Raw genomic sequence first — 22,134 nt, forward strand, 5'->3', positions numbered from 1 at the left:
ATCAGTCGCAAGCCCGTGGCGTATCCCCTGTCCGAGATGGATCCCACCGAAGAGTCGGACGAACTCTCGCCCGGCAGCTTCCGCCTGGCCGGCTACATCTACTCCGACAGCGTCGGCAGTCGATGCGGCATGAGTGGTACGACAGGTCCACATCGCGGGACAGGTCGCCTGGGAGGAGAACGGCGAGCTCGTGGCACCGGGCGACCTCGCCGGACAGGTTACCCAGGTCTACCGCAACGTCGCCAAGGCGCTCGACGTGGCAGGAGCAACGTTCCACGACGTCGTCCGCCTTACCTGGTACGCCGCAGGCTGGAGGAGAAATGTACGACGCTTTCAACGCGGGCATTGAACAGGCAGCCCGCGAGTTCAACCTCGCTACGCCGCCGCTTGCGCTGATCGGGGTCGAGATCCTCTTTGAGCCCGGCATTCTCATTGAGGACGGCCGACGCGGAGGGAAGGCCATCCCGCCCCTGTGTCAAGGCAGTGTGGCCCTCTTCGATGAGCACCTGCAGAGCTCCGTGCGCCGACCGCCCGGGGCGGCCACCTCGTCCGGAAACCGGTCAGCGCCGTACTCCTCGGCCATGGCCGGCCTGGTCTTGCCGATGCCCGATGCGCCGTTGTTGCGAGCGACTCGCGTGACCAGCGGCTGCTGGTCGTCATCGCCTGTTCGCCGATGCGCTCCGGGCGCAGCGCCACTCAGCCCAGCCCGCTGCCGTCCGCCCTGGACCGTGGTCGGCGGGTGCGTCGGTCGCGGCTTTGGCGTAGCGGCGGGCCAGGTGGGGGAAGGCGTCCTGGAGCTCGGCCGGCCCGACGACCTCGATGCGTCGAACCTGCCGATCGCGGCGCCAGGCCAGCGGCAATCGCCGCCCAAAGGCGCGGCGCCGGCCGATAGCCATGCGGCGCTCGCCTACGTCCCAACCGCGGCCGCGGCCCAAGAGAAGCGAGCTGCCAGGGCCCGTTCAGCGGGCCGCGATCCGGCACCCCGGAACAAGGGATTCAAGTACGGGCTCCAGCACCAGGACAGGTGGTCCACGCACATCGGCACCGGCGTGGGCCAGGCGCCGAGGTACGGGGACACATGGAGCGACGTCGGACGAAGCGGCGCATTCATCGTGGCCTTCATCCGCGGCTTCTTCAAGAAGCTGGACTGACGCCGCACCCGGCTGACTGAACGACGCGAGCGACCGCCACCCCAAAGGGGGCGGCCGCTTCGGGCTTCACGGGACGTCGGACCGCGGTGGTTTGAGATCGCTGAAGTCGTCGACGAAACGTTCGGCCGAATACTGGGCGCGCCAGCCGTCGCTGCCCATGTACCGTGAGCTCGCCCAGGCCCGTCTCGGGGAGCTCGACGCGGCGTCCGGACTCGTCGGTGCAGGACAGGCGGAGCAGGCCTCGGTCGGTGGCCAGCAGCAGGCGGCTGACCGCCGCGTCCACGCAGCCGGGGATGACCGCGCGAACGAGCGCGGTGTCCTCCTCGGTGCGGGCCTGGGGCCAGCGTGGCGTGGTGACCGTGCCTGGGGCCGGGGTCAGGTCCTGGAACCAACGCAGAGCCACAGGCCCAGATGGGTGTAGCTCGTTCGTTCTGAGGAAGTCTCAAGAGCCGGCGAGCAGGCTCAGGATCCGGGTCCAAGCGTCGTCTCGGGCCTTCTGGTCGAAGGCCGGCGTGCCGGACCAGAAGAACGCGTGAGCGACGTCGGGGTAGATGACCATTTCGTGCTCGACGTCGGCCTCCTCCAGTGCGGCGCGGATCTGACCGCGCTGGCCCGCGTCGATCAGTGCGTCGTCCTCGCCGACCAGGTAGAGCAATCGGCCGCTGATCCCGGAGGTCAGGTCCAGCGTGGGGGTGGGTTGACTCATCGGGATATCGGTGGTGGGCAGCCAGCCGCCGTACAGCACGGCGGTGTGGCTGATCGGCAGTTGGCAGGCTGCAAGGTAGGCCAGGTGGCCGCCGGCGCTGAAGCCGATCATCGCGGTCTGCTGAATGTCTGGCTGCGCGTCCAGCCAGCTCAGGCAGGTGTCCACGTCGGCCAGAGCCTCGTTGCGGCGCAACTGGTGCAGGAGGGCGAATCCTTCTCGGCGCCCGGCGTCGGTGCGTTCGAGCCAGCGGCCCGGTTCGGCGTGCCGGTGGTAGAACTCCGGCACGAGGGCCAGGTACCCGGCCTGCGCCAAGGCATCGGCCACACCCCGCATGTCGGGGTTCACCGCGAATAGCTCGTGCGCCACGAGCACCGCGACAGGGGCGGCGCGGCCGGCCGGGCGGGCCAGGTAGGCGGGCAAGGTGGTGCCGTCGGCCACGGGGATGGTGATGGTTTCCGGGGTGCTCGTCATGGGTCCAGCATGGGCGCGACTGAAACTGGTAACCAGAGCAGCTTGTTACTGGTATTGGCATGATTAGGCTGCGTTGTATGGCAACAACCGGTGATCTGCAGGCCCTGGGGCAGTTGCTCCGGTCCCGACGCGAGCGCCTACGTCCAAGCGACGTCGGCCTGCCCGCCGGAAGCCGCCAGCGCACGGCGGGGCTGCGCCGCGAGGAGGTCGCGCTGCTGGCCAACATGTCGGTTACGTACTACACGTTCCTCGAGCAGGGCCGACCCGTGCGGCCCTCGGCCCAGGTACTGGACGCCCTGGCCGACGCGCTGCGGATGTCCGACGCAGAACGGCAGTACCTGCGGGTGCTGGCCCGCGGCGGCGAGGACGGGCCCGGCCCTGGTATCGCCGCGGCACCGGCGGAGTGGATCGATCCCGAAGTGGTCTCCCTGGTACAGCGGCTCGAGCCGTTCCCGACGATCGTCAAGGGACGCCGCTGGGACGTACTGGCCTCCAACCCCGCCGCGCGTGAGCTGTTCGCCGACTGGGACGCGCTGCCCGACGGCGAGCGCAACCTCGTGCGCTGGATGTTCACCGCGCCGCGCGCCCGAACGGTGTATCTCGAATGGGAACAGGAGGCCCGGGCCATGCTCGGCCGGCTCCGGCTCGCCACGGCCAGGCACCAGGACGATCCCGGCGTTGAGGCCCTGATCGAAGAGCTGAAGGGGGACAGCGAGGAGGTCCGGCAGTGGTGGCCGCGGCATGACGTCATGACGGTGGGCAGTGGATCGAAGAAGCTTCGCCATCCGAGGCTCGGGCCGCTCAACTACAGCCACGTCGTGCTGCAACTCGCAGACAACCCCGACCAGACCCTGGTCACCTACTCGGCAGCAGGCGCGGTCGGCTGAGGGGAACTGGTGTGGCACCTGGCCGTCCCGGGCAGCGCTGCCCCTTTGGCACGGCCCGAACCTGAGACACATGGCTGACACGCTGACCGGCGCAGCGACTTCACCGCGACCGATCTCCCAACCGCTGGCGAAGTGTGATCCATGACCTCGAAGAGACCGGTCTTCATCGCCGCGATAACTATGTCTAGCACCACGAGTTGGACGCCGAGACCGCCACCGCGCTGCGCCACTACCGCCGGCAGCAGGTTTCTGTCAGTCGTTGGAGCACCCGCAGGTTCCGCCGCGCCACACCACACACGCGAGAGTTTCATGACGGCTCGCGTCTTCGTTGCCCTTGAGGGCTTCGAGGAGGATTCGCACCGCCACCCGCCCGACGTCCTCCATCGGCTGTCGCACCGTCGTCAAGTGCGGTGTGGTCAGCCGTCCCGCCAGTATGCCGTCGAAGCCGGTCACCGCAACCCGGGCCGGCACGTCCATGCCCTGTCCCCGAAGCGCGTCAATGGCGACGAGGGCCTCCTGATCGGTCGCGCACATGAGAACCTGCGGGAAGGAAGGGCGTTCGAGAAGGCCGCGTACGGCGTCGATCGTCGATCGATCGTCACCGGGATGGCTCCTCACCGGGGGCGGAGGGGCGATTCGCGCCTGTCGCAGGACCTCGGAGAAGCCCTCATAGCGCGCGACGAACTCCGGGGTGCCCAACTCGCCAAGGTATGCGAAGTCGCGATAACCGTGATCGATCAGCAAGTGCTGCGTGAGGTGGGCCATGGCGGCGCGGTTGTCGACGAAGACGGTGTACATTCCCTCGCGCCGGACTTCGCCGCCGAGTTCGACGACGGGTATACGGGCTGAGATCTGTTCCAGAAGGGCGCCCGATGCGGCACCGGCGAACGCAATGAGGCCGTCGACGCGTCCCGCGACGTCGATCACGCTCGGCAAATGTCCAGGATTATGGCCGGAACCGAGCATCAGAGCGTAACCGTGCCGCCTGCACTCCAACTGAACGCCCCGCTGGACCTCGTCCGAATACAACGGGAAAAGCCGCCCGTCAGGAACGCGAGTCGAATCAGGCGGAACGGAATCCGGGGAATCCGCGACCGACTCGAGCAGATAGTCGAACGCATACAAGCCCAGCGCTCCGGTCTTTCCTTTGGCAAGCCCCCGGGCATTCGCACTGGGCACATAGCCGATGGAGTCGGCAGCGCGCAGAACCGCTTGCAAAGTGTCCGCCTTCACCCGCTCTGGCTTGGTGAACGCAAAGGAAACCGTTGCGATCGACACTCCAGCAAGCTGAGCGACATCGTATACCGTCGGTCGCCTCGCCACGTCCGCCCCAATTCGAGTCAGCAGTCCATCAAGAGCACTCGTACAGTACCGGTTCGACGGCGCTCCAAGGCCGCCTCCTTTGCGCCCTTCGACTATCGCCCGGCGAGCGGAAAAGCTCCGCCTTGACGCGCGACCGCGCGGCGGACACGGTCCGCCGGGACCGTCATCACGATCATGTCCCGCACGAGGAGAGTCGCCCCGGGGGACGCGGAAGTCACGCGCCCGGGATGACGAGCAGACAGCGTTGATCTCGAGTGGCATCCCTTCTACCAGGTCTTATCGCTTCGTGGATCAATAACGGCGACCCGCGTCGGGCGTGCGGCGCGTGCCTCACCGTGCAAGGAGTCCAGCAGTGAGCATGGTTGCGTCCACCTGATGTTATGCGCTTAGATGCCGAAACGGAGTCGATCCGGCACGACATGTGCTCGCAGTGGAGCACAGTTCGCGCACCCCACAGCCCCATGCACGAAGGGGAACGATGATGATCCGACGGAATATGGCGGTGGCCACGGCCGTCACCGCGACGCTTGCGCTCATGCTCAGCGGCTGTGGGCGTTCGAACGACCGCCCGCAGAACGACGTGTCAGCGAGTCGCCTGACGAATGGTCCGGCCACTGGCACCGTCACTATCTGGGCGCAAGGCACGGAGGGTGAAGCGCTCGCTGATTTCGTCAAGCCCTTCAAAGAGAAGAACCCCGGCGTCGAGGTGAAGGTGACCGCGATTCCGTGGGACTCGGCGCAGAACAAGTATCAGACGGCGATCGCAGGGGGAACGACTCCAGATATCGGCATGTTGGGGACCGACTGGATGCCGACGTTCGCCTCGGCGCTCCGTCCGACGCCCGCCGAGATCGACACGAGCGACATCTTCCCTGTTTCGCGGCAAACGACGGACATCGGTGGAGCACATCTGGGAGTGCCGTGGTATGTCGAAACCCGAGTGATCTTCTACCGCACCGACTTGATGAAGAAGGCGGGGTTCGACAGCTTCCCCAAAGACTGGCAGGGATTCAAGGAGCTCGCCAAGGCCTACCAGGACAAGACCGGTGCGAAATATGGTGTCGCGCTGCCTTCCGGCGGATGGAACGGGTTCTTGAACAACCTGCCGTTCGTCTGGTCGAACGGAGCCGACGTCATGAACTCCGACCAGACGAAGTGGACGTTCGACAGCCCCAAGATTGTCGAGTCCCTCGAATACGTCAACGGCTTCTTCAAGGAAGGCATCGCCAACAAGAATCCCGATTCCGAGTCGGCGTCCACTACCTCGGCCTTCGTTGACGGTTCGGTCCCGATGTTCATCAGCGGCCCGTGGGACATCCCGGGGCTGAAGACCGCGGGCGGCGCCGGTTTCGAGGACAAGTTCGCGGTGGCGCCGATCCCGGCCCCGCCGGGCGGGACGTCCACCTCGTTCGCGGCCGGCGCCAACCTCACCGTGTTCAAGAACTCCAAGAACCCGGACGCGGCATGGAAGCTGATCCAGTGGCTCACGCAGCCCGACGTTCAGGTCGAGTGGTTCAAGGCGGTCAACGACCTTCCCTCGCGGCAATCGGCGTGGAAGGACACCGCGCTGACGAGCGACCCGAAGGTGTCGGTGTTCGGTGAGCAGCTCAAGAGCGTCAAGACGGCTCCCGCGCTCACCACGTGGACGCAGGTGTCGGCGGCCGCCGACACGGAGATCGAGCGGATGGCCCGTGGCGGCAAGAGCCCGCAGGACGCGGTCAGGCAGCTGCAGTCCACCGCCGATTCGCTGGGAACCGGCAAATAAGCATGGCCATGACACGAATCGCCGGCGCTGGAGCACTGTCACGCTCCGGCAGCGACGGCACCACCAAGGCGCGTCGTCGCCGGATGACCGTGGTGGCCTACCTCTTCGCTCTGCCGTTCATCCTGAGCTTCGCCGTCTTCATGGTGTTCCCCCTCGTCTCATCGTTCCTGATGTCCTTCACCGACTTCAGGAACAGCGATATCGAGAGCCCGCTGGCCGTCGAGTTCGTGGCAGTGGACCAGTACCTCCGACTGTTCCAGAACCAGCAGTTCGTGCGGTCGCTGCTGAACACCGTGTACTTCGTCGCGGTGGGCATTCCGCTCACGATGGTCGTCGCTCTCGCCCTCGCCGTGGCGCTCAACAACGGGATCACGCGATTCCGCACGGCATTCCGCGTCGGTTTCTACGCGCCCGTGATCACGAGCATCGTGGCGGTCGCGGTGGTGTGGCGATTCATCCTGCAACCGGACGGCCTGCTGAACACCGCGCTCGACGCCGTCGGCATCCAGGGCCCGGACTGGCTCAATGACCCGCTCTGGTCGATGCCCGCCATGATCCTCATGGCCGTCTGGCGGAACATGGGCACCCTCATGATCATCTTCCTGGCCGGGCTGCAGAACGTCCCCGCGAGCGTATTGGAGGCGGCCGCCGTCGACGGCGCGACCGCGTGGCAGCGATTCGTCCGGGTGACGCTTCCGATGCTCCGTCCGACACTGCTCCTCGGCGCCGTGCTCCTCTCGGTCGGGTATCTGCAGTTCTTCGAGGAGCCGTTCGTCATGACGAAGGGAGGCCCGCTGGACTCCACGCTTTCGATCAGCTACTTCACCTACAACCAGTTCGGATTCGGCAACTACGGCACCGCGTCGGCCGCCAGTTACGTGCTCTTCATCGCCATCGCGCTGCTGAGCATTGTGCAGTTCCGAGCCTTCCGCCCCAAGGAAGCACCATGAAAAAGCCCATCATCGCGGGCCGGGCCCTGGTGTACAGCGTGCTCGTCATCGCCGTCGTGGCCACGCTCATCCCGTTCGTCTGGATGTACCTCGGCTCGGTGAAGACCCAGTCGGAGCTACTGAGGCGACCGCCCACATGGTGGCCCGAGACTTTCACGTTCGAGAACTTCGCCACGTGGTTCGGCCGTCTGAACTTCCAGACGTTCTTTCTCAACAGCGTCATCGTGGCCGTCTTCACGGTCCTCGGAACGCTGTTGTTCTGCTCCATGGTCGGCTATGCGCTCGCGAAACTCGACTTCGCCGGCAAGCGGGTCCTCTTCCTGCTGGTGCTGATCACGCTGATGGTTCCCGGCGTCGTCACCTTCATCCCGCTGTTCGTCGTGGTCAGCAAACTGGGGATGGTCAGCACCTATCCCGCCCTGATCATCCCGTTCCTCGCGGGCCCGATGGGCGTCTTCCTCATGCGGCAGTTCATCAGCGAGATCCCCGACGCGCTCATCGAAGCCGCCCGCATCGACGGTGCGGGCGAGATACGCATCTTCACGCGCATCATCCTGCCCCTCTGCGGGCCGGCATTGGCGACGCTCGCCATCCTCACCTTCCTCGGATCGTGGAACAACTTCCTGTGGCCACTCGTGGTCGCGCAGACCGAGGACATGTACACCCTCCCCATCGCGCTCTCCCTGTACTCGGTGGGGCAGAACGCGACCAACTACGGAGTCCTGCTGGCCGGCTCCGTACTGGTCATCACCCCGGTGCTGCTGCTCTTCGTGGCCCTGCAGCGCTACTTCATCCAAGGAATCGCGGCGACCGGAATCAAATGACCTTCGAAGGACCACATCCCGAATCGCGAAAAGGCAGGCGCCGCGCGGCCGCCAGCGTGCATCCCATCATCGGTGGCTTTCACCCCGACCCGAGCATCTGCCGGGCTGGGGCGGACTACTACCTGGTCAATTCCTCCTTCGAATACTCCCCCGCCGTCCCGGTCTGGCACAGCACCGACCTCACCACGTGGACCCAGATCGGCAACGCTCTGGCCGACACCGACCAGTTCCAGGCGGGGAAAGCCGGCGCCAGCAAGGGGATCTACGCTCCGACACTGCGCCATCACGCGGGCCGCTTCTGGCTGATCACGACGAACGTCTCCACAGGTGGCGGCCAACTGCTGACGTCGACGACAGACCCGGCCGGTCCGTGGGCTCCGGCCGTGGTAATCGACGGCCTGGCGGGCATCGATCCCGACCTGGCCTGGGATGACGACGGCACCTGCTACGTCACCTACTGCTCGACACGCCCCGGCCTGGAGGGCATCGCCCAAGCCCGGGTCGATCTCGAGAAGGGGGTGACACTGGAGGAGCCGAGGCTCGTGTGGCAGGGGACCGGACTAGCCTTCCCGGAGGCTCCACATCTCTACCGCCGAGACGGCTGGTGGTACCTGATGATCGCCGAGGGCGGCACGGAACGCGGCCACGCCATCTCCATCGCCCGGTCCCGCAAGCCCGACGGGCCCTTCGAACCCGCCCCCGGCAATCCCGTCTTCTCGCATCGCAGCACCACGCATCCCGTGCAGAACACGGGGCACGCGGACCTCGTCGAAGCCCCCGGCGGGCGATGGGCGGCCGTGTATCTCGGCGTCCGCCCACGCGGAACGACCCCAATGTTCCACGTCAACGGCCGCGAGACATTCCTCGCCGGCATCGACTGGATCGACGGGTGGCCGTGGTTCGACGAGGGGCGCTTCGTGTACGAGATCCCCGACCACTCATTCCTGGATCGATTCGCCGACCCCTCACTCCACCCTCGCTGGGTCTCCCCCGGCGCTCCCCTCGACGAATTCGTCTCACCCGCCGAACCCGGCATTTCGCTGATCCCGGCCACCTCCGCCAGCGGGAACGTCAGTGCCCTCATGACCCGCGTGACCGACGAGAGCTGGCGCTTCGACGTCGCACTACGGACGGCCGACGGCGCGGCGGGCGTCCTACTCCGACTCGATGACCACCACTGGTGCGAGCTGCGCGTGAACGAGGGCTCCGCGCACGCGGTTCTGCACATCGGCCCGCTCGAATCCCACGTCGGCGAGGCCGCGACCGGCCTCGGGCCGACGCCGACGGTACGGATCGAGTCACTGCGTGCCACCCACGACGGCCCAGATGACATCGCCTTGTCAGTGATCCGCGACGGCCACAGCGTGATGCTCGCGCGCTTCGACGGCCGATACCTCTCCACCGAGGTTGCCGGCGGATTCACCGGCCGGGTCGCCGGCGTCCGCGCCATCAGCGGCATGGTCGAAGTCGCCTCCGTGCGGTACGAGGCGGATGACGCCTACATCGATCCCCTGCCGTGACGCCATGACTCAAACCTTTCGCGAGGAACTCCAGTGAGGGTTTCCCAACGAGTTCGTCTTCGGGTCCGCGACGGCTGCGTACCAGATCGAAGGCGCCGCCACCGAAGACGGGCGCGGCCCGTCGATCTGGGACACATTCAGCCACACGCCCGGTCGGACGTTCAACGGCGACACCGGAGACGTCGCCGACGATCACTACCACCGTCTCGAGACCGACCTCGACCTGATGGCCGAGCTCGGACTCGAAGCCCACCGGTTCTCCGTCGCCTGGCCGCGGGGCATTCCGGCCGGCGTGGGCCCGGCCAACCAGAAGGGCGTCGATTTCTATTCGCGCCTGGTCGACGGACTTCTCGAACGCGGCATCCGGCCGGTGGCGACGTTGTATCACTGGGACCTCCCTCAACCCCTGGAGGATGAGGGAGGGTGGACCAGCAGAGCCACCGCCGACGCGTTCGCCGAGTGTGCGCGGGGCATCAGCGCCGCGCTCGGGGACCGCGTCGACACCTGGACCACGCTCAACGAACCCTGGTGCTCGGCGTATCTCGGCTACGGCAGCGGCGTGCACGCGCCCGGACGATCGAGCAGGCTGGAGCCGCTGCTGGCCGTGCACCATCTCAATCGCGCGCACGGCCTGGCCCATCCAGGCGATGCGTTCAGAGGTCAAATCCGACGCGAAGTTCTCCGTCACGCTCAACCTGCACGTGTTCCGCCCGGACGGCCCGAGCGGCGAGACCGCGTGCTCCAAAGTGGAGGCGCTGTCGAACGACGCGTTCCTGGGGCCGATGCTGGAGGGTCGTTACACCGGCCGGCTCCTCGAAACGACGGCCGGCATCACCGACTGGTCCTTCGTCCAGGATGGGGACCTGGAATCCGTTGATCACCGAGAACGGCGCCCCTTCCCTGACACCGTCGACAACGGGATGATTCACGACGAGGACCGGACCGACTACGTCCGGCGGCACCTTCAGGCAGTATTCGACGTCATCAAAGCCATGACCTGGGCGGATGACATCATCGGCAGGCGCAGGGCCGGCGAAGTCGGACAGCCTCCTGATCGGCAGGTGTCGGGACCGCCTCCTGTGGATCGCCGTCTTCCCGCCAACGCCCGGTTCGAGCGGCTGACTGGCATCCGCGAGGAGCTCCACCGACGCTGGCCCCGCCTGGGTGATGCCGACGCGGCGAAACGCCCGGAATGTACGGCTCGCCGTACAAACTTGCCCCGTCTGGGGCGATCCGCCTGGAGACTAGGATTCCGCGCATGCAGCGTCCCCTCGCCCACCAACTGGCCGTCGGTCTGCTCGCCATCCTCTGGCTGGGCCTCATCGGCGGCATCGTGCTCGTCTGGCGGAACGACGCCGCCCCCTTCGAGATCTTCGCGGGGGTGTTCTGGAGCTCGGTCTGGTATTTCTGGCTTGCCCGGGTCTGGCTGGGCGGGCCGATGGCGATAGGGCTGATGCGCAAGGCGCTCTTCGCGATCTGCACAATCATGATCGTCGGCGCCGCCATAGCGATCGGAATCAGCAGTGGCAAGGTGTACCCGTCGCAGCTGATCGGGGCTGCGGCCGCGCTGTGCGGCATCGCCGGCGGGATGCTGCTCGGCCGCGAGGATGTCAAGCGGTGGAGCCAGTCCACCGTCGCGGCGAAGATGCTCCGCCAGCCGCCCGACGGAACCGCCTTCGACCTGCGGGCCGCCGCGCTCAGGCAGAACAGGGGCATGTTCGGCTGCCTGATGATCGTCATCGCCGCGGTCGTACTGATCGTGGTCGGCGTCATCGGCGAGATGCTGCCCGAGGACCGGGGGGTCAACGCCCCGGACTACATCGCCTTCATGGTCGGCGTGGTGCTGGTGGCGGCCATCGGCATCGCCGGATATATCCGGATAGATTTGCAGGCCAAGGCCATGGGCGTACTGACCGTCACCGAGCGGGGCATCAACGACCACCCCTGGTCCAGGCTCCGCTCGGTCGCTCTGTCATATGTGGGCGAAGCGGTGATCGTGGCCGGGGTTAGCAGGTACCCGGGGGCACGGCTCGACCTGTCCCTCTACGACGAGCCGGACGTGCACCACCTCGCCCTGCCCAACGACGCCAGCCTGCACGGCTCGATCGCGGCGGCGCTGGCGACGCACTGCCCCGACGGCGTGTTCCTCGGCTGGGTCCAGCGGACTGACGAAACGCGTCCAGTCCGGTGAGCGCCTTACCCGTTCAGCAGGTGGATCTCCTGGGTGCGCGAGGGCGGCCAGCAGATCGACGGCTTCGCGGGCATACCGCCAGGCGGTGGTGGTGCCGACACCGAATCCGCCGGCCAGGCGCGCGCGGTGCCACATCGAGTCGGAACGGGAATCACGGCCATTCTTCATTTCCTAAAGGTGGCCGCCGTAATCCGGCGAGTCATGGATGTTCACCGGACGGATGACCATAGCTCAAAGAATGCGTAGCGCGTTACTTTATTTCGCTGCGATGCCGGGGGAGTGTGGACGGTACGCCCATCTCTGCAGGGAGGATGACGTGTCGACATCCGTGGGCCAGGAACCCACTCCCCAGAACGTGCCATTCCTCGATCCCCTGGATCCGGCTTTCGACTTCGGCGCGCCCGAGGTCTTCGCGGCCCAAGCGGAAAGCTGGTACGCGACAAGCCCCATAGGCCTGCTCGTGCTGCGCTATGAGCAGGCCAACGACCTCTTACGCGACCGGAGGCTGGACCACAACGGCAAGCGATACCTGGAGACGAACGGGATTTTCGACGGTCCGATTTACGAGTGGTTCGTCCCGATGATCGTCAACCACGAAGGAGAGGATCACCGCCGCCTGCGCCGCCTGACGAGCAAGGCGTTCACCGCGCGCACGGTGGAAAGTCTGCGGCCGTTCATCCGGGCCCAGGTCGAGCAACTGACCGAGGGCCTGGCGTCGGCCGAGGGGTGCGAGTTCGTCGAGGACTTCGGCGCCCGGCTGCCACTGGCGGTCATGTGCCGGCTGCTCGGCGTGCCGCCCGAGGACTACGACGTCTTCGGTACCTGGACCAGAGACATCGGCCTGGTCTTCAGCCTCGCGGCCGGGGGCGATGTCGCCACCAGGGTGGAAGCCGCGGTACGCGGCCTGAACGACTACGCCGACTTCCTCATCGAGGAGAAGTCGGCCAGGCCCACCGACGATCTCAGCTCCGCCCTGGTCTCGGCCCATCAGGCCGACGACAGCCGCGTCAGCAAGGACGAGCTGCGCAACCTCCTGGTCACGCTCGTGTTCGGCGCCCAGGACAACACCCGGCACCAGCTCGCCAACGCCATGGTCGCCTTCTCCGAGCACCCCGACCAGTGGACCCTGCTGGGGCAGCGGCCGGAGCTGGCGGCCCAAGCCGTCGAAGAGGTGATGCGCTGGCTTCCCTCGGCGGGCACCATCTACCGGTTCGCCGCCGAAGACTTCGACTACGAGGGACTGCACATCGCGCGCGGCACGTTCCTCACGATGTGCGTGAACGTCGCCCAGCGCGACCCGCGCGCGCACAAGAACGCCGGTCAATTCGACATCACGGCCGTCAGGGACAATCCCCCGCTGCAGTTCGGCGCGGGCCCGCACCACTGCCTGGGCGCGGCTCTCGCCCGCGTCGAGATAGGGGAGGCGCTTCCCATCCTCGCCGCGCGGCTGGGCCCGCCCTCCGTTGTGGGGCCGATCACCTGGCAAGGCCCCATCGGGATCCAGGGCCCGGATGCGCTACCGCTGCGCTTCGGCTGATCAGGTCCCGCGGCCCGCCCTCCTCCCGGGGAGGGCGGGCCGCCGTCACCTTTCTGCCAGGCCTGGGGCGCGCCGATCTGCTTGACGCTCTGGTCCAGCGCGTACGGCACCAGCGCGTCCAGCCAGATCTTGCCCGGCAGCGCGCAGGCCGAGGTCAGCTGCTTCCAGGTCTGGGCGGCGAGGTCCTTGCGGATGCCGCTCGTCGAGGACGCCGCGGGCGATCAGCGGGGCGGCGCCGGACGCGCATCCTCGCCGGCGCCACACGGTCCGCACCCCGCCCCGGCGTCAGTCAGTCAGGCCAGTCAGCCCCCCTGCGTCACATTCGCCTGCGCGGCGATCCGCACATGCAGCGGCTCCGTAGTCCCAGGCCCGGACGGCACCTAACCCCGATCTGCACCCAGTCCCCCGCAGGCACCTGAGCCCAGTCGAACGGCACCCAGCCAGTAGCCATCCCCACCGGCGGCTCTTCCTCGATCGGATCCTCATCCAGCCACCCCCACGGCAGCCACCACCATCTCCTTGGTCCCCCCAGACCGCGTAACGTTGACGGTGCCGTCCTTGAGGTTGTACCCGCGAACCTCCACCCCGTCCTGGATGTCGTGCGGCCGCCGGATGGCGTCCACGGCGATCGACCGCTGCCAGTCGTTGCCGATCTCGTCCTCAAGCGACGGATCCCCACAGGTCATGAAGTCGCTCCACATATAAGAGACGATCTTCTGCACGTACCGCCCGGCCATGGTCACAGCCTGGTCCAGCCGTTCCTTGGAGGTCTTCCCACGTGGGCCGGTCGGCGCGCACGGCTGATCGCCGGACGGCTCGAACGCCTCCACGTTCGCCCAGGGCTCCACGTGATAGCCCTGATCGATCAGCTCCTCACGGGCCGCCGCCATCTCTCGGTAGTAGTCCCGCGTGGACCCGTGGTAGGCGGTGTCGTACGTCGACTCCCCCACCACCGGCCGCAGCCGCTCGTCGGGTCAGAACAGCCCGACCTTGCCCGTCCCCCGGCTGTCCTGCGGCGCGATGATCTCGAGCCCGGTCTTCACCAGGGCCTCGAACCCTTCGGCCACCTGCTTGGGCGTCTGCCCGAAGGCGACCCGCTTGCGCGCGTCCAGGTAGGGGCTGATCAGGATCAGCTTGAGCGTGCCAAGGTGGCGCTTCTCGGCCCGGGTCTCCGCCTTCGAGTCGCGCCGGGCGAGCGGCAGCGCGGGGAAGACGCGCATGCCGAACTGGTCGGCGAGATCGAGCAACTCGGTGAGGCTGTCCTTGTCCTGGTTCGAGCCGGCCACGAGGATCATGTCGTACGACCGGGGCTTGTTCAGACGCGCACGCGGCCGATGCGGTTGCCGGGGTTGGCCTCACGAAGGTCGCGGAGGGCGGCGTCGTGGCAGTTGAGGCCGTCTTCCTCGCACGGCTCGTAGAGCGCGTCGACGGTGCCCTTGGCCAGCACCTCGCCGGAGTCGGAGACGGTGCGGAACTGCAGGCCGTACCCGATCCTGATGATCGTGTCGCCGCCGACGCGGTGGATCTCCTGGAGCTGCTCGCGCCAGGTGCAGGGGGTCGACTTGGGGGTGATCCAGTAGCCGGTTACCGCATACGGGGTCTTCTTGCCGGTGTCGAACGTTCCACAGGGGTCGGTGAACTCGCTCACCGCCGGCGTCGGCTCGGTGTTCGACGGCGTGGGGGTGGTGGTCTTGGAGGCCACGGGGTCCGGGTCGTCACCTACGCGACGTCGGGCCGTGTCATCAGCGGCGACCGCACATGCAACGCCAGACTAGGGCCGGTCAGGGGCACGGTGCTCCACGTCGCCACCGCTGTCCCCGCGTCGGCGTCGACCACCAGCCGAACCCGGTGCGGGGTGGTGATGACGTAAAGCTCGGCGACGAACGTGTTGCCCTGCCAGGCGCCAGCCGCGACGACAGGGCGGCCGAGCGGCGAACTTTCCCGCCATTCGCCGTGGCCGACCTCGACGTTGAGGAAGGACCCGAATCGCAGGAGCCATCCACCGTCCACGGGATCGACGATCACCATGGTTCCGCCGGGCAGAGCCGAATCCTCGGCGGAGGCGTCGAGTCTCGCCTTGACGGAACGCTCCGGGGCGGCCGAACCCGGCACCGGCGCGAGTGACAGCCGCCGCAGCCGATCGGCGAGGATCTCGTCGTCCCGGGTGCTTCCCGTATGGTCCATGCCGGGCAGCAGGCACTCCCAAATGGCGTCGAGCACGTCCTGAGCCTGCCCTTGGGCGGTCACGGCGACTACGAGATCGTGCGACGGGACGACCACGCATTGCTGGCCGAAGGCACCGTGACCGTGGTACCCGTGACGCGACATCCAGAACTGGTATCCGTAACCGCAGCTGAAGTCGACGTCGTCCGATCCGTCCTCGAATGGCAGGGTGTCGATGTGCCGTCTGGTCGCGAGCTCCACCCATTCACGCGGGACGAGCCGCCGGTCGCCCCAAAGGCCTCCGCGCAGCAGCAGTTCACCGAAGGCGGCGATGGCCTCGGTCGTGAGGTGCAGTCCGTGGAATCCGAAGGCGGCACCGCTCGCCACCCGATCCCATTCGGCGTGGTCGACGCCCATCGGCTTGAAGAGGCGCTCGTCGAGCAGTTCCGGGAGGCCGCGGCCGGTGACCCGTTCCACCATCCGGGCCAGGATGAAGGTGGTCGAATTGTCGTAGGCGTGCCGTGTTCCCTCGGCCTCGGGAAACGGTACGCGCAGGAAGCCCTTCACCAGGTCGCCCGGTTCCAGTCGCCAGGCCTCGGCAAGGCTGTCCGTACGGTGTCCGGCCGTCATGGACAGCAGGTGGTGAACGGTGAGGCGGCGTCCCTGCGCCGAGATGTCGGCCGGAACGTGGTCGGGCAACACGTCCACCACCCGATCGTCCAGCGAGAGCAGCCCGTCGGCGATCGCGAGCCCCACGGCGACCGAGGTGAACGACTTGGTCAGCGAGTAGAGCAGGTGCGGGCGCTCGGCCGAGTACGGCGCCCACCAGCCTTCAGCGACGACGTGACCGTGGCGTACGACCATGATGGAGTGACACTCGACGGATCGTGCTTCGAGCCGGTCCAGCAGCGCGGTGATCGAACGGGACGACATCCCCGAGGCGGCCGGCGTCGAGCGCGGCAGTAGGGTGCGCTGAGAAGGCATCCAGGCACCCTAACAAAACCGCCAAATCCGCCCAATCGAGTTACGAGACAGAGCTCAGGTTCTGCGATTGGGTCGATCGGGGAGTTGCGCCGCGTAGCGGGCCCACTTGCCGCCGGCCTGGGTCCAGGCGGTGGCGGTCTCGGGACTGATTCCCGGCAGTTCGGTGAGGATCACGGCCGGCAGTCGGGTGGAAAGGCCCTCTCGCCCAGCATCAGCGAGGTCTTCGCCTCCTCGATCACCACGCTGGTGACCGGCGGTCGGCAGATCATGGTGAGGGGCTGGGCATAGCGCAGCCGGGAGTATCGAGCCGCCGCCCCGACCGGCCCCGATGGAGCGGCTGCTGGGCGCGGCCGAGGCGATGTTCGAGCGGCCAGTTCACTGATGTCTTTCCTGGTGGCGCACAAGGTGGTGGCGGCAGGTCACAGGCCGGTCATGCGTTCGAGGTGCTCGGGGTAGCGGCCGCCCTGGATATCGATCTTGGCGGCGGCGGTCTCGATGTGTTCGAGGTCGTCGGTGGTGAGCTCGACCTGGGCGGCGGCGATGTTCTCCGCCAGGCGCTCCAGCCGACGGGTGCCAGGGATCGGGACGATCCAGGGGTGCTGGGCCAGCAGCCAGGCCAGGGCGATCTGGGCGGGGGTGGCGCCCTTGCGCTGAGCGATGGCGGCCAGGAGATCGACGAGTGCCTGGTTCGCCTTCCTCGCCTCGGGGGCGAAGCGCGGGATGCTCGCGCGGATGTCTGAGCTGTCGAAGGTGGCGGCCTCATCGACGGTGCCGGTGAGGAATCCCTTGCCGAGCGGGCTGTAGGGGACGAAGCCGATGCCGAGCTCTGCCAGCGCCGGCAGAACCTCCTGCTCGGGCCTGTGCCACCACAGGGAGTACTCGCTTTGCACGGCGGTCACGGGCTGGACGGTGTGGGCGCGGCGGATGGTGCCGGCGGCTGCCTCGGACATGCCGAAGTGCCGGACCTTGCCCGCCTGAATGAGCTCTTTGACCGCTCCGGCGACGTCCTCGATCGGCACCTGCGGGTCGACGCGGTGCTGGTAGTACAGGTCGATCACCTCGACGCCGAGCCGCCGCAGCGAGCCGTCGACGGCCTGCCGGATGTGTTCCGGCCGGCTGGACAGCCCGCTCTGGCGGCCGTCGCCGTCGAAGGCGAATCCGAACTTGGTCGCGATCACCACCTGATCGCGGACGGGGGCGAGGGCTTCGCCGACCAGTTGCTCGTTGAGGAACGGCCCGTAGACCTCGGCAGTGTCGAAGAACGTGACGCCGCGCTCCACCGCCGCCCGGATCAGCGCGATCATCTCCTGCCGGCTTCCCGGGTTGGGACCGTAGCTCTGGCTCATGCCCATGCAGCCCAGGCCGATCGCCGAGACCTCAAGGCCACGCCCGAGAGTTCGCTTGTCCATCGTCTTCTCCATCGTCATCGCTATCGTTGCTCAATCACTGATGCCGACAAGGCCGGTCGCCGACCGTGCTGGTCTGGCATTCGTCCGTCCTCCTGCGGCAGAGGCGGCCTGGTGGCGTTGCCGCTGCTGTCAGGCAGCCGGGCCTGTCTCCTCGACGAGGGTCTTCAGCTGGGCGACCGCGCTCATCGCGGTGGGCCGGCCTGCGTAGAAGGCCAGGTGGGTGAGGGCCTCGACCAGTTCCTCCTTGCTGAGCCCGTTCTCCAGCGCCTTGCGCAGGTGGAAGTCCAGCTGTTCGGTCCGCTACAGCGCGGCCAGGGCGGTGACGGTGACCAGACTGCGGTCGCGCGCCGACAGCTCCGGCCGCTCCCACACGTCCCCGAACAGCACCGTGTCCGTCAGCTCCACCAGCTTCGGCGCGAAGTCGCCGAGCCCGCTCCGGCCGCCTGCGGGCTGCGGACTCCCCGTGTTCTGCGTCATGTTGCTGCCTTTCGATAGGAGCGTGGTGAGGCTCGGGGAGGCGGCGGGCGGTACGCACAACCCCGGCATCAGCCAGCAAACCGGCGATGAGACCGGGCAGACAGTTCCTGCTGTTTGGTGTACTGACAGAACACCCCACGGCACCCAAACCGGGCCTACCCTGGGAAAACATGGACAACCGCAGCGAGGTCCGCGAGTTCCTCCTCTCGCGGCGAGCCAAGATCACTCCGCAGCAGGCCGGCCTGCCCGCCTACGGCGGCAACCGGCGCGTCCCCGGGCTGCGCCGCGAAGAGGTCGCCATGCTCGCCGGCGTCAGCGCCGAGTACTACGCCCGCCTGGAACGAGGCAACCTCAGCGGCGTCTCCGAAAGCGTCCTGGAATCCCTCTCCCGCGCCCTGAAGCTGGACGAAGCCGAACGCGCCCACCTACACGACCTGGCCCGCACCGCCAACGCCGGCCCCCGCATCCGCCGCCGCCCTGCCCAGCAGCAGATCCGGCCCGGCATCCAGCGCCTGCTGAACTCGATGACCGACGCGGCCGCCTACGTCCGCAACGGACGCCTGGACATCATCGCCGCCAACCGGCTCGGCCGGGCACTGTACGCGCCCGTCTTCGACGACCCGGTGCGGCCGGTCAACCTCGCCCGCTTCCGCTTCCTCAACCCCCGCGCCCGCGACTTCTACCCCGGCTGGGACGAATCCGCCCACACCACCGTGGCCCTGCTGCGTACCGAAGCCGGCCGCGACCCCTACGACCGGGCCCTGACCGACCTCGTCGGCGAACTCGCCACCCGCAGCGAAGAATTCCGCACCCTGTGGGCCGCGCACAACGTCCGCCTGCACCACAACGGCGTCAAGAACTTCCACCACCCGGTCATCGGCGACCTCAGCCTTCCCTTCGAAGCCATGCCCCTGCCCGCCGACCCCGGCCTGACCCTCACCGCCTTCAGCGCCGAACCCGGCACCGCAGCCCAGGACGGGCTCACGCTCCTCGCCAGCTGGGCCTCCACCCTCGAACAGACCGAACCGGCCCGAGAAGACGACCGGACACGCACCCCGGAGAGCTGATCTGCGCCGGGCCTGAACCGGTCCCCCGCCCGACCGGATCGACACGCCGACAAAGATGCAAGCCCTGTCGACAGCTTGTGCAGGGTGTCAGTTTCCGAAGGTGAGTGCACGGATGCGCGAAGTGGTCTGCACGCAGCAGTGGGCGTGCAGACCACTCGGTGGTGATGCGCGTCCTAGCGGTGTGCCGGTTTCCGAAGTCGGCTGCACGGATGTCCAAAGTCGCGTGCGCGCAACGCACCGGCTGGGCGCGAGGCAACGATCGGTCTACGCGTGATCGCCGCGTCGGCGGATGACGGCCCAGCTGCCCCAGCCGGCATCCGCCTGGACCGCCTGCCAGCTGCCCCCTAGAGCGGCCTGGACGGTGGGGGTATCGAGGAACAGCGGCCAGACAGCAAGCGGGAAATCTCGGCCGGATATGACCACGACCCCGGGTGGCGCCGGTGGTGTCAGGAGCTGCTCGCGGTGCCAGGGCTACCCAGGTGCCGGGCGAAGAATCGGATCGAGCTGTCGATTTCGAAGGACGGGACTCGAAAGTGGCTGCCGGGGTTGGCGTGCAGGGTCTTCTCGGCGGAGCCGAGTGCGTCGAACAGCTTCATGACTGAGTCCCGCGGATTGACTTCATCGTCCCACTGCAGCACGAACTCGACCGGGATCGTGATCCGCGCCGCGGTGTCGGTGAGCCAGTCGCTTCCGATGAGGCCGAGGACCGCAGCTGTGATCCGAGGTTCGGCCGCGACGAGGCGGATGCCCATCTCACCGGCCTGGGACAGGCCGTAGTACCCGACGGGCCGGCTGTCGCCGACGGAGTCCAGTTTCTGGAGCGCGTCCAGGGTGGTCTGCCAGTCGGGTATGAGCTGCGCCGCCACGGTTTCGTTGAGGGCGGGCCACGCCGGGCCGAAGGGCTCGCCCGCGGCCTCTCGTTCCTGGATGAGCGCGACGAGCCGCCGGATCTGCGGGTGCTCCGGCCTGTCGCCGGTACCTGGCGCGTCGATCGCGGCGACCGCGAAGCCGCAGGAGGTGACGTAGGGGAAGGCCCGGGAGACGACCTCCCCTCCCTTCTTGTGCTGGCCGCCGCCGTGTCCGATCAAGACCAGCGGACGGGGACCGGAGCCCTCGGCGGGCGTCCAGAGCACCCCGGGGATGTCTCCGACAGTGAAGAGCTGTTCGCGGATGCCGTCAGCGAACGTTTCTGAGGTGATGCGCATGGCGGGATTACATCGGCATTCCCGCTGACGAGGCGAGTCAATTATCCGGGCGGCCGGGCCGGCGACGGGGTTGCCCGCCGCCGGTTGATCTCCCGCCGCCCGGCCGAAAACGAGCAGGGCGGCGGCTGAGGCGTCAGGGAGGTCGAGATCGGTCATCGACCCCACCTCGAACGCAGATGGGGGTGGTCACGTCGGGCCACTTCGATCATCGTGGGAGAAAGGTCGATGCCGAACGCGTCGAGGCCCAACTCGTGCAGGTGAGCCGTGACGTGCCCGGGTCCGCAACCCACGTCAGCCACCGGTCCGTCTCCCTCGGTGCGAACCAGCTCAGCGAACAAGGCCAGGGTCGCCCGGAGATAGGGGTGCTCGCCCAGCGCCTCGCGCATCTGGTCGGCGTAGCTGACTGCGACCGTGTCATAGGAGGCCCGGTGTCCTCCAGCCAGTTGTCCGTGTTCATGCGCTGACACCCTGGTTCGCGGTGACCCCTGGCTCCATGACTAAGGTCTCGATTCGCTTGCCGGTGGGGGTCGAGCTTGGCCGAGGCAGGTCTTGCACAGATATCCGGCATCAGGTGTCGCCTACCTGCACTCCCGCTGCCATGGGAGTCCGGCAAGCGAACGGCCCATCGCTCAATTACTCGTCAGCGGCGTGATGTGGCGGAGAAAGGCCTCGGCGATGGTTCTGAGCCGGTCAGTGCGCCAGACCAGCGCGTAGTCGAACGCGGCATCGCCTTCCACGGGGATGCAGATCAAGCCGGGACGCGGATAGAAGTCCGGCGTCTGGGCGCCGACGAGGGCGACGCCGTGGCCTGAGGTGACGTAGGCGAGGATCTCTTGGAAGCCGGGCAGGGACTCGGTGAGACGGTCGGGCACCGGTAGGTGGCGGTCGATCCAGTAACCAGGCAGGGTATCGACGAAGAACACCCTCTCGCGGGCGATCTCATCGTGACCAACGCGGATGCGGTGCGCCAGCGGATGGTCCGCGGGCACGGCGAGCATCGCCGGCTCCGACAGCAGCACCGGCCCGACGGTGAGGTCCGGCTCCTCTACCGGCAAGGGCAGCACCGACAGGTCGACCTCTGCCCGGCGCAGGGGACCGAAGAGGTCGGCGAGCGCGGTTTCGCGGATGGCCACCCGGCACCCGGGCACGTGGTCGCGGAAGGTGTCAGCCAGCGGCAGGACGACTTGGGCCACCGCGGCCGACATGTAGCCCAGTTCCAGCGTGCCGGTGATGCCGTGCCCCGCCGCGGTCGCTCGTGCGATCGCGGCCTGGATTTGTGCGTGCGCGGGCTGTAAATCGTTCCGGAGTTGCCTGCCGAGAGAGGTCAGCTCGACCCGGCGGGTGGTGCGGTGGAACAGCGGCGCGCCGAACCGGCGCTCGAGCTTGGCAATGGTCTGACTGATCGTTGCAGCCGAGACACGGAGGCGCTCGGCCGTGCGCGCGAAGTGCAGTTCCTCGGCGAGTACGAGGAACACCTCGATGTCCTGACGCTCCACCGGCTCCC

General features: G+C 67.6%; 23 protein-coding genes and 2 pseudogenes. 11 read left to right on the forward strand and 14 right to left on the reverse strand.

The genetic code is table 11. The annotated features are described in order from the left end of the window. Positions 1-133: 133 nt before the first annotated feature. Positions 134-349, forward strand: coding sequence for a RidA family protein (locus ACTMTI_RS45795; protein ID WP_441127135.1), 216 nt, complete (start codon positions 134-136; stop codon positions 347-349). After that, on the forward strand, positions 321-1,151 hold the full coding sequence (locus ACTMTI_RS45800) for a hypothetical protein (protein ID WP_441127136.1): 831 nt from the start codon (positions 321-323) through the stop codon (positions 1,149-1,151). The genes ACTMTI_RS45795 and ACTMTI_RS45800 overlap by 29 nt, the downstream gene beginning before the upstream one ends. Positions 1,152-1,593: 442 nt before the next feature. Here ACTMTI_RS45800 and ACTMTI_RS45805 read toward each other — a convergent pair whose 3' ends face one another. Next, positions 1,594-2,328: a dienelactone hydrolase family protein gene (locus tag ACTMTI_RS45805; protein ID WP_441127137.1), complete on the reverse strand. Its 735-nt coding sequence runs from the start codon at positions 2,326-2,328 to the stop codon at positions 1,594-1,596. Positions 2,329-2,405: 77 nt separating this feature from the next. On the opposite strand from ACTMTI_RS45805, the gene ACTMTI_RS45810 reads away from it, so the two are divergent. Further along, positions 2,406-3,215: a helix-turn-helix transcriptional regulator gene (locus tag ACTMTI_RS45810; protein ID WP_441127138.1), complete on the forward strand. Its 810-nt coding sequence runs from the start codon at positions 2,406-2,408 to the stop codon at positions 3,213-3,215. A 252-nt stretch (positions 3,216-3,467) separates the two neighbouring features. On the opposite strand, the gene ACTMTI_RS45815 is transcribed toward ACTMTI_RS45810, so the two are convergent. Beyond that, the gene (locus ACTMTI_RS45815) at positions 3,468-4,799 is read right to left on the reverse strand and encodes a LacI family DNA-binding transcriptional regulator (RefSeq protein WP_441127139.1); all 1,332 of its coding nucleotides are present in this window, start codon (positions 4,797-4,799) and stop codon (positions 3,468-3,470) included. Between the two features lie 235 nt (positions 4,800-5,034). On the opposite strand from ACTMTI_RS45815, the gene ACTMTI_RS45820 reads away from it, so the two are divergent. The 5 genes and pseudogenes from ACTMTI_RS45820 to ACTMTI_RS45840 all read left to right on the forward strand — a co-directional run. After that, positions 5,035-6,303: a sugar ABC transporter substrate-binding protein gene (locus ACTMTI_RS45820; RefSeq protein WP_441127140.1), complete on the forward strand. Its 1,269-nt coding sequence runs from the start codon at positions 5,035-5,037 to the stop codon at positions 6,301-6,303. 8 nt (positions 6,304-6,311) lie between these two features. Then, on the forward strand, positions 6,312-7,253 hold the full coding sequence (locus tag ACTMTI_RS45825) for a carbohydrate ABC transporter permease (RefSeq protein ID WP_441127141.1): 942 nt from the start codon (positions 6,312-6,314) through the stop codon (positions 7,251-7,253). Continuing rightward, complete coding sequence (locus ACTMTI_RS45830) at positions 7,250-8,077, forward strand: carbohydrate ABC transporter permease (protein ID WP_441127142.1); 828 nt, start codon at positions 7,250-7,252, stop codon at positions 8,075-8,077. The genes ACTMTI_RS45825 and ACTMTI_RS45830 overlap by 4 nt, the downstream gene beginning before the upstream one ends. A gap of 56 nt (positions 8,078-8,133) precedes the next feature. Then, entirely contained in the window at positions 8,134-9,597 is a 1,464-nt protein-coding gene (locus ACTMTI_RS45835; RefSeq protein WP_441127143.1) for a family 43 glycosylhydrolase, read from the forward strand. A gap of 85 nt (positions 9,598-9,682) precedes the next feature. Further along, positions 9,683-10,174: pseudogene (locus ACTMTI_RS45840) on the forward strand (family 1 glycosylhydrolase); the annotation flags it as partial. A 76-nt stretch (positions 10,175-10,250) separates the two neighbouring features. Here ACTMTI_RS45840 and ACTMTI_RS45845 read toward each other — a convergent pair. Continuing rightward, entirely contained in the window at positions 10,251-10,742 is a 492-nt protein-coding gene (locus ACTMTI_RS45845) for a hypothetical protein (protein ID WP_441127144.1), read from the reverse strand. A 113-nt stretch (positions 10,743-10,855) separates the two neighbouring features. Here ACTMTI_RS45845 and ACTMTI_RS45850 point away from each other — a divergent pair, with 113 nt between their 5' ends. Next, complete coding sequence (locus ACTMTI_RS45850; RefSeq protein ID WP_441127145.1) at positions 10,856-11,788, forward strand: hypothetical protein; 933 nt, start codon at positions 10,856-10,858, stop codon at positions 11,786-11,788. Between the two features lie 36 nt (positions 11,789-11,824). Here ACTMTI_RS45850 and ACTMTI_RS45855 read toward each other — a convergent pair. Beyond that, positions 11,825-11,911: pseudogene (locus ACTMTI_RS45855) on the reverse strand (IS5/IS1182 family transposase); the annotation flags it as partial. A 193-nt stretch (positions 11,912-12,104) separates the two neighbouring features. Here ACTMTI_RS45855 and ACTMTI_RS45860 point away from each other — a divergent pair. Further along, complete coding sequence (locus ACTMTI_RS45860; RefSeq protein WP_441127146.1) at positions 12,105-13,325, forward strand: cytochrome P450; 1,221 nt, start codon at positions 12,105-12,107, stop codon at positions 13,323-13,325. Positions 13,326-13,807: 482 nt separating this feature from the next. On the opposite strand, the gene ACTMTI_RS45865 is transcribed toward ACTMTI_RS45860, so the two are convergent. The 7 genes from ACTMTI_RS45865 to ACTMTI_RS45895 form a co-directional block, all read right to left on the reverse strand. Continuing rightward, on the reverse strand, positions 13,808-14,278 hold the full coding sequence (locus tag ACTMTI_RS45865) for a hypothetical protein (protein ID WP_441127147.1): 471 nt from the start codon (positions 14,276-14,278) through the stop codon (positions 13,808-13,810). A 21-nt stretch (positions 14,279-14,299) separates the two neighbouring features. Continuing rightward, positions 14,300-14,620 (reverse strand): hypothetical protein, encoded by a 321-nt coding sequence (locus tag ACTMTI_RS45870; protein ID WP_441127148.1) that lies wholly within the window; start codon positions 14,618-14,620, stop codon positions 14,300-14,302. Positions 14,621-14,640: 20 nt separating this feature from the next. Beyond that, positions 14,641-15,027 (reverse strand): hypothetical protein, encoded by a 387-nt coding sequence (locus tag ACTMTI_RS45875; protein ID WP_441127149.1) that lies wholly within the window; start codon positions 15,025-15,027, stop codon positions 14,641-14,643. 17 nt (positions 15,028-15,044) lie between these two features. After that, positions 15,045-16,472: a serine hydrolase domain-containing protein gene (locus tag ACTMTI_RS45880; protein ID WP_441127150.1), complete on the reverse strand. Its 1,428-nt coding sequence runs from the start codon at positions 16,470-16,472 to the stop codon at positions 15,045-15,047. 419 nt (positions 16,473-16,891) lie between these two features. Beyond that, complete coding sequence (locus ACTMTI_RS45885; RefSeq protein WP_441127151.1) at positions 16,892-17,881, reverse strand: aldo/keto reductase; 990 nt, start codon at positions 17,879-17,881, stop codon at positions 16,892-16,894. A 129-nt stretch (positions 17,882-18,010) separates the two neighbouring features. Beyond that, complete coding sequence (locus ACTMTI_RS45890) at positions 18,011-18,169, reverse strand: carboxymuconolactone decarboxylase family protein (protein WP_441127205.1); 159 nt, start codon at positions 18,167-18,169, stop codon at positions 18,011-18,013. Between the two features lie 12 nt (positions 18,170-18,181). Next, positions 18,182-18,358 carry a carboxymuconolactone decarboxylase family protein gene (locus ACTMTI_RS45895; RefSeq protein ID WP_441127152.1) on the reverse strand — a complete coding sequence of 59 codons (177 nt, stop codon included), beginning with the start codon at positions 18,356-18,358 and terminating at the stop codon, positions 18,182-18,184. Positions 18,359-18,528: 170 nt separating this feature from the next. Here ACTMTI_RS45895 and ACTMTI_RS45900 point away from each other — a divergent pair, with 170 nt between their 5' ends. Beyond that, complete coding sequence (locus tag ACTMTI_RS45900) at positions 18,529-19,425, forward strand: helix-turn-helix transcriptional regulator (protein WP_441127153.1); 897 nt, start codon at positions 18,529-18,531, stop codon at positions 19,423-19,425. 446 nt (positions 19,426-19,871) lie between these two features. Here ACTMTI_RS45900 and ACTMTI_RS45905 read toward each other — a convergent pair whose 3' ends face one another. From ACTMTI_RS45905 to ACTMTI_RS45915, 3 genes are all read right to left on the reverse strand, one after another. Further along, positions 19,872-20,786, reverse strand: a complete 915-nt coding sequence (locus tag ACTMTI_RS45905; RefSeq protein WP_441127154.1) for an alpha/beta hydrolase — start codon at positions 20,784-20,786, stop codon at positions 19,872-19,874. Then, complete coding sequence (locus tag ACTMTI_RS45910) at positions 20,783-21,097, reverse strand: class I SAM-dependent methyltransferase (protein ID WP_441127155.1); 315 nt, start codon at positions 21,095-21,097, stop codon at positions 20,783-20,785. Before ACTMTI_RS45910 ends, ACTMTI_RS45905 begins: the two co-directional genes overlap by 4 nt. 162 nt (positions 21,098-21,259) lie before the next feature. Further along, the gene (locus ACTMTI_RS45915; protein WP_441127156.1) at positions 21,260-22,126 is read right to left on the reverse strand and encodes a LysR family transcriptional regulator; all 867 of its coding nucleotides are present in this window, start codon (positions 22,124-22,126) and stop codon (positions 21,260-21,262) included. Positions 22,127-22,134 lie beyond the last annotated feature (8 nt).

Origin of the sequence: Nonomuraea sp. H19, assembly GCF_052068215.1 — a bacterium.
Taxonomy (GTDB): Bacteria; Actinomycetota; Actinomycetes; order Streptosporangiales; family Streptosporangiaceae; genus Nonomuraea.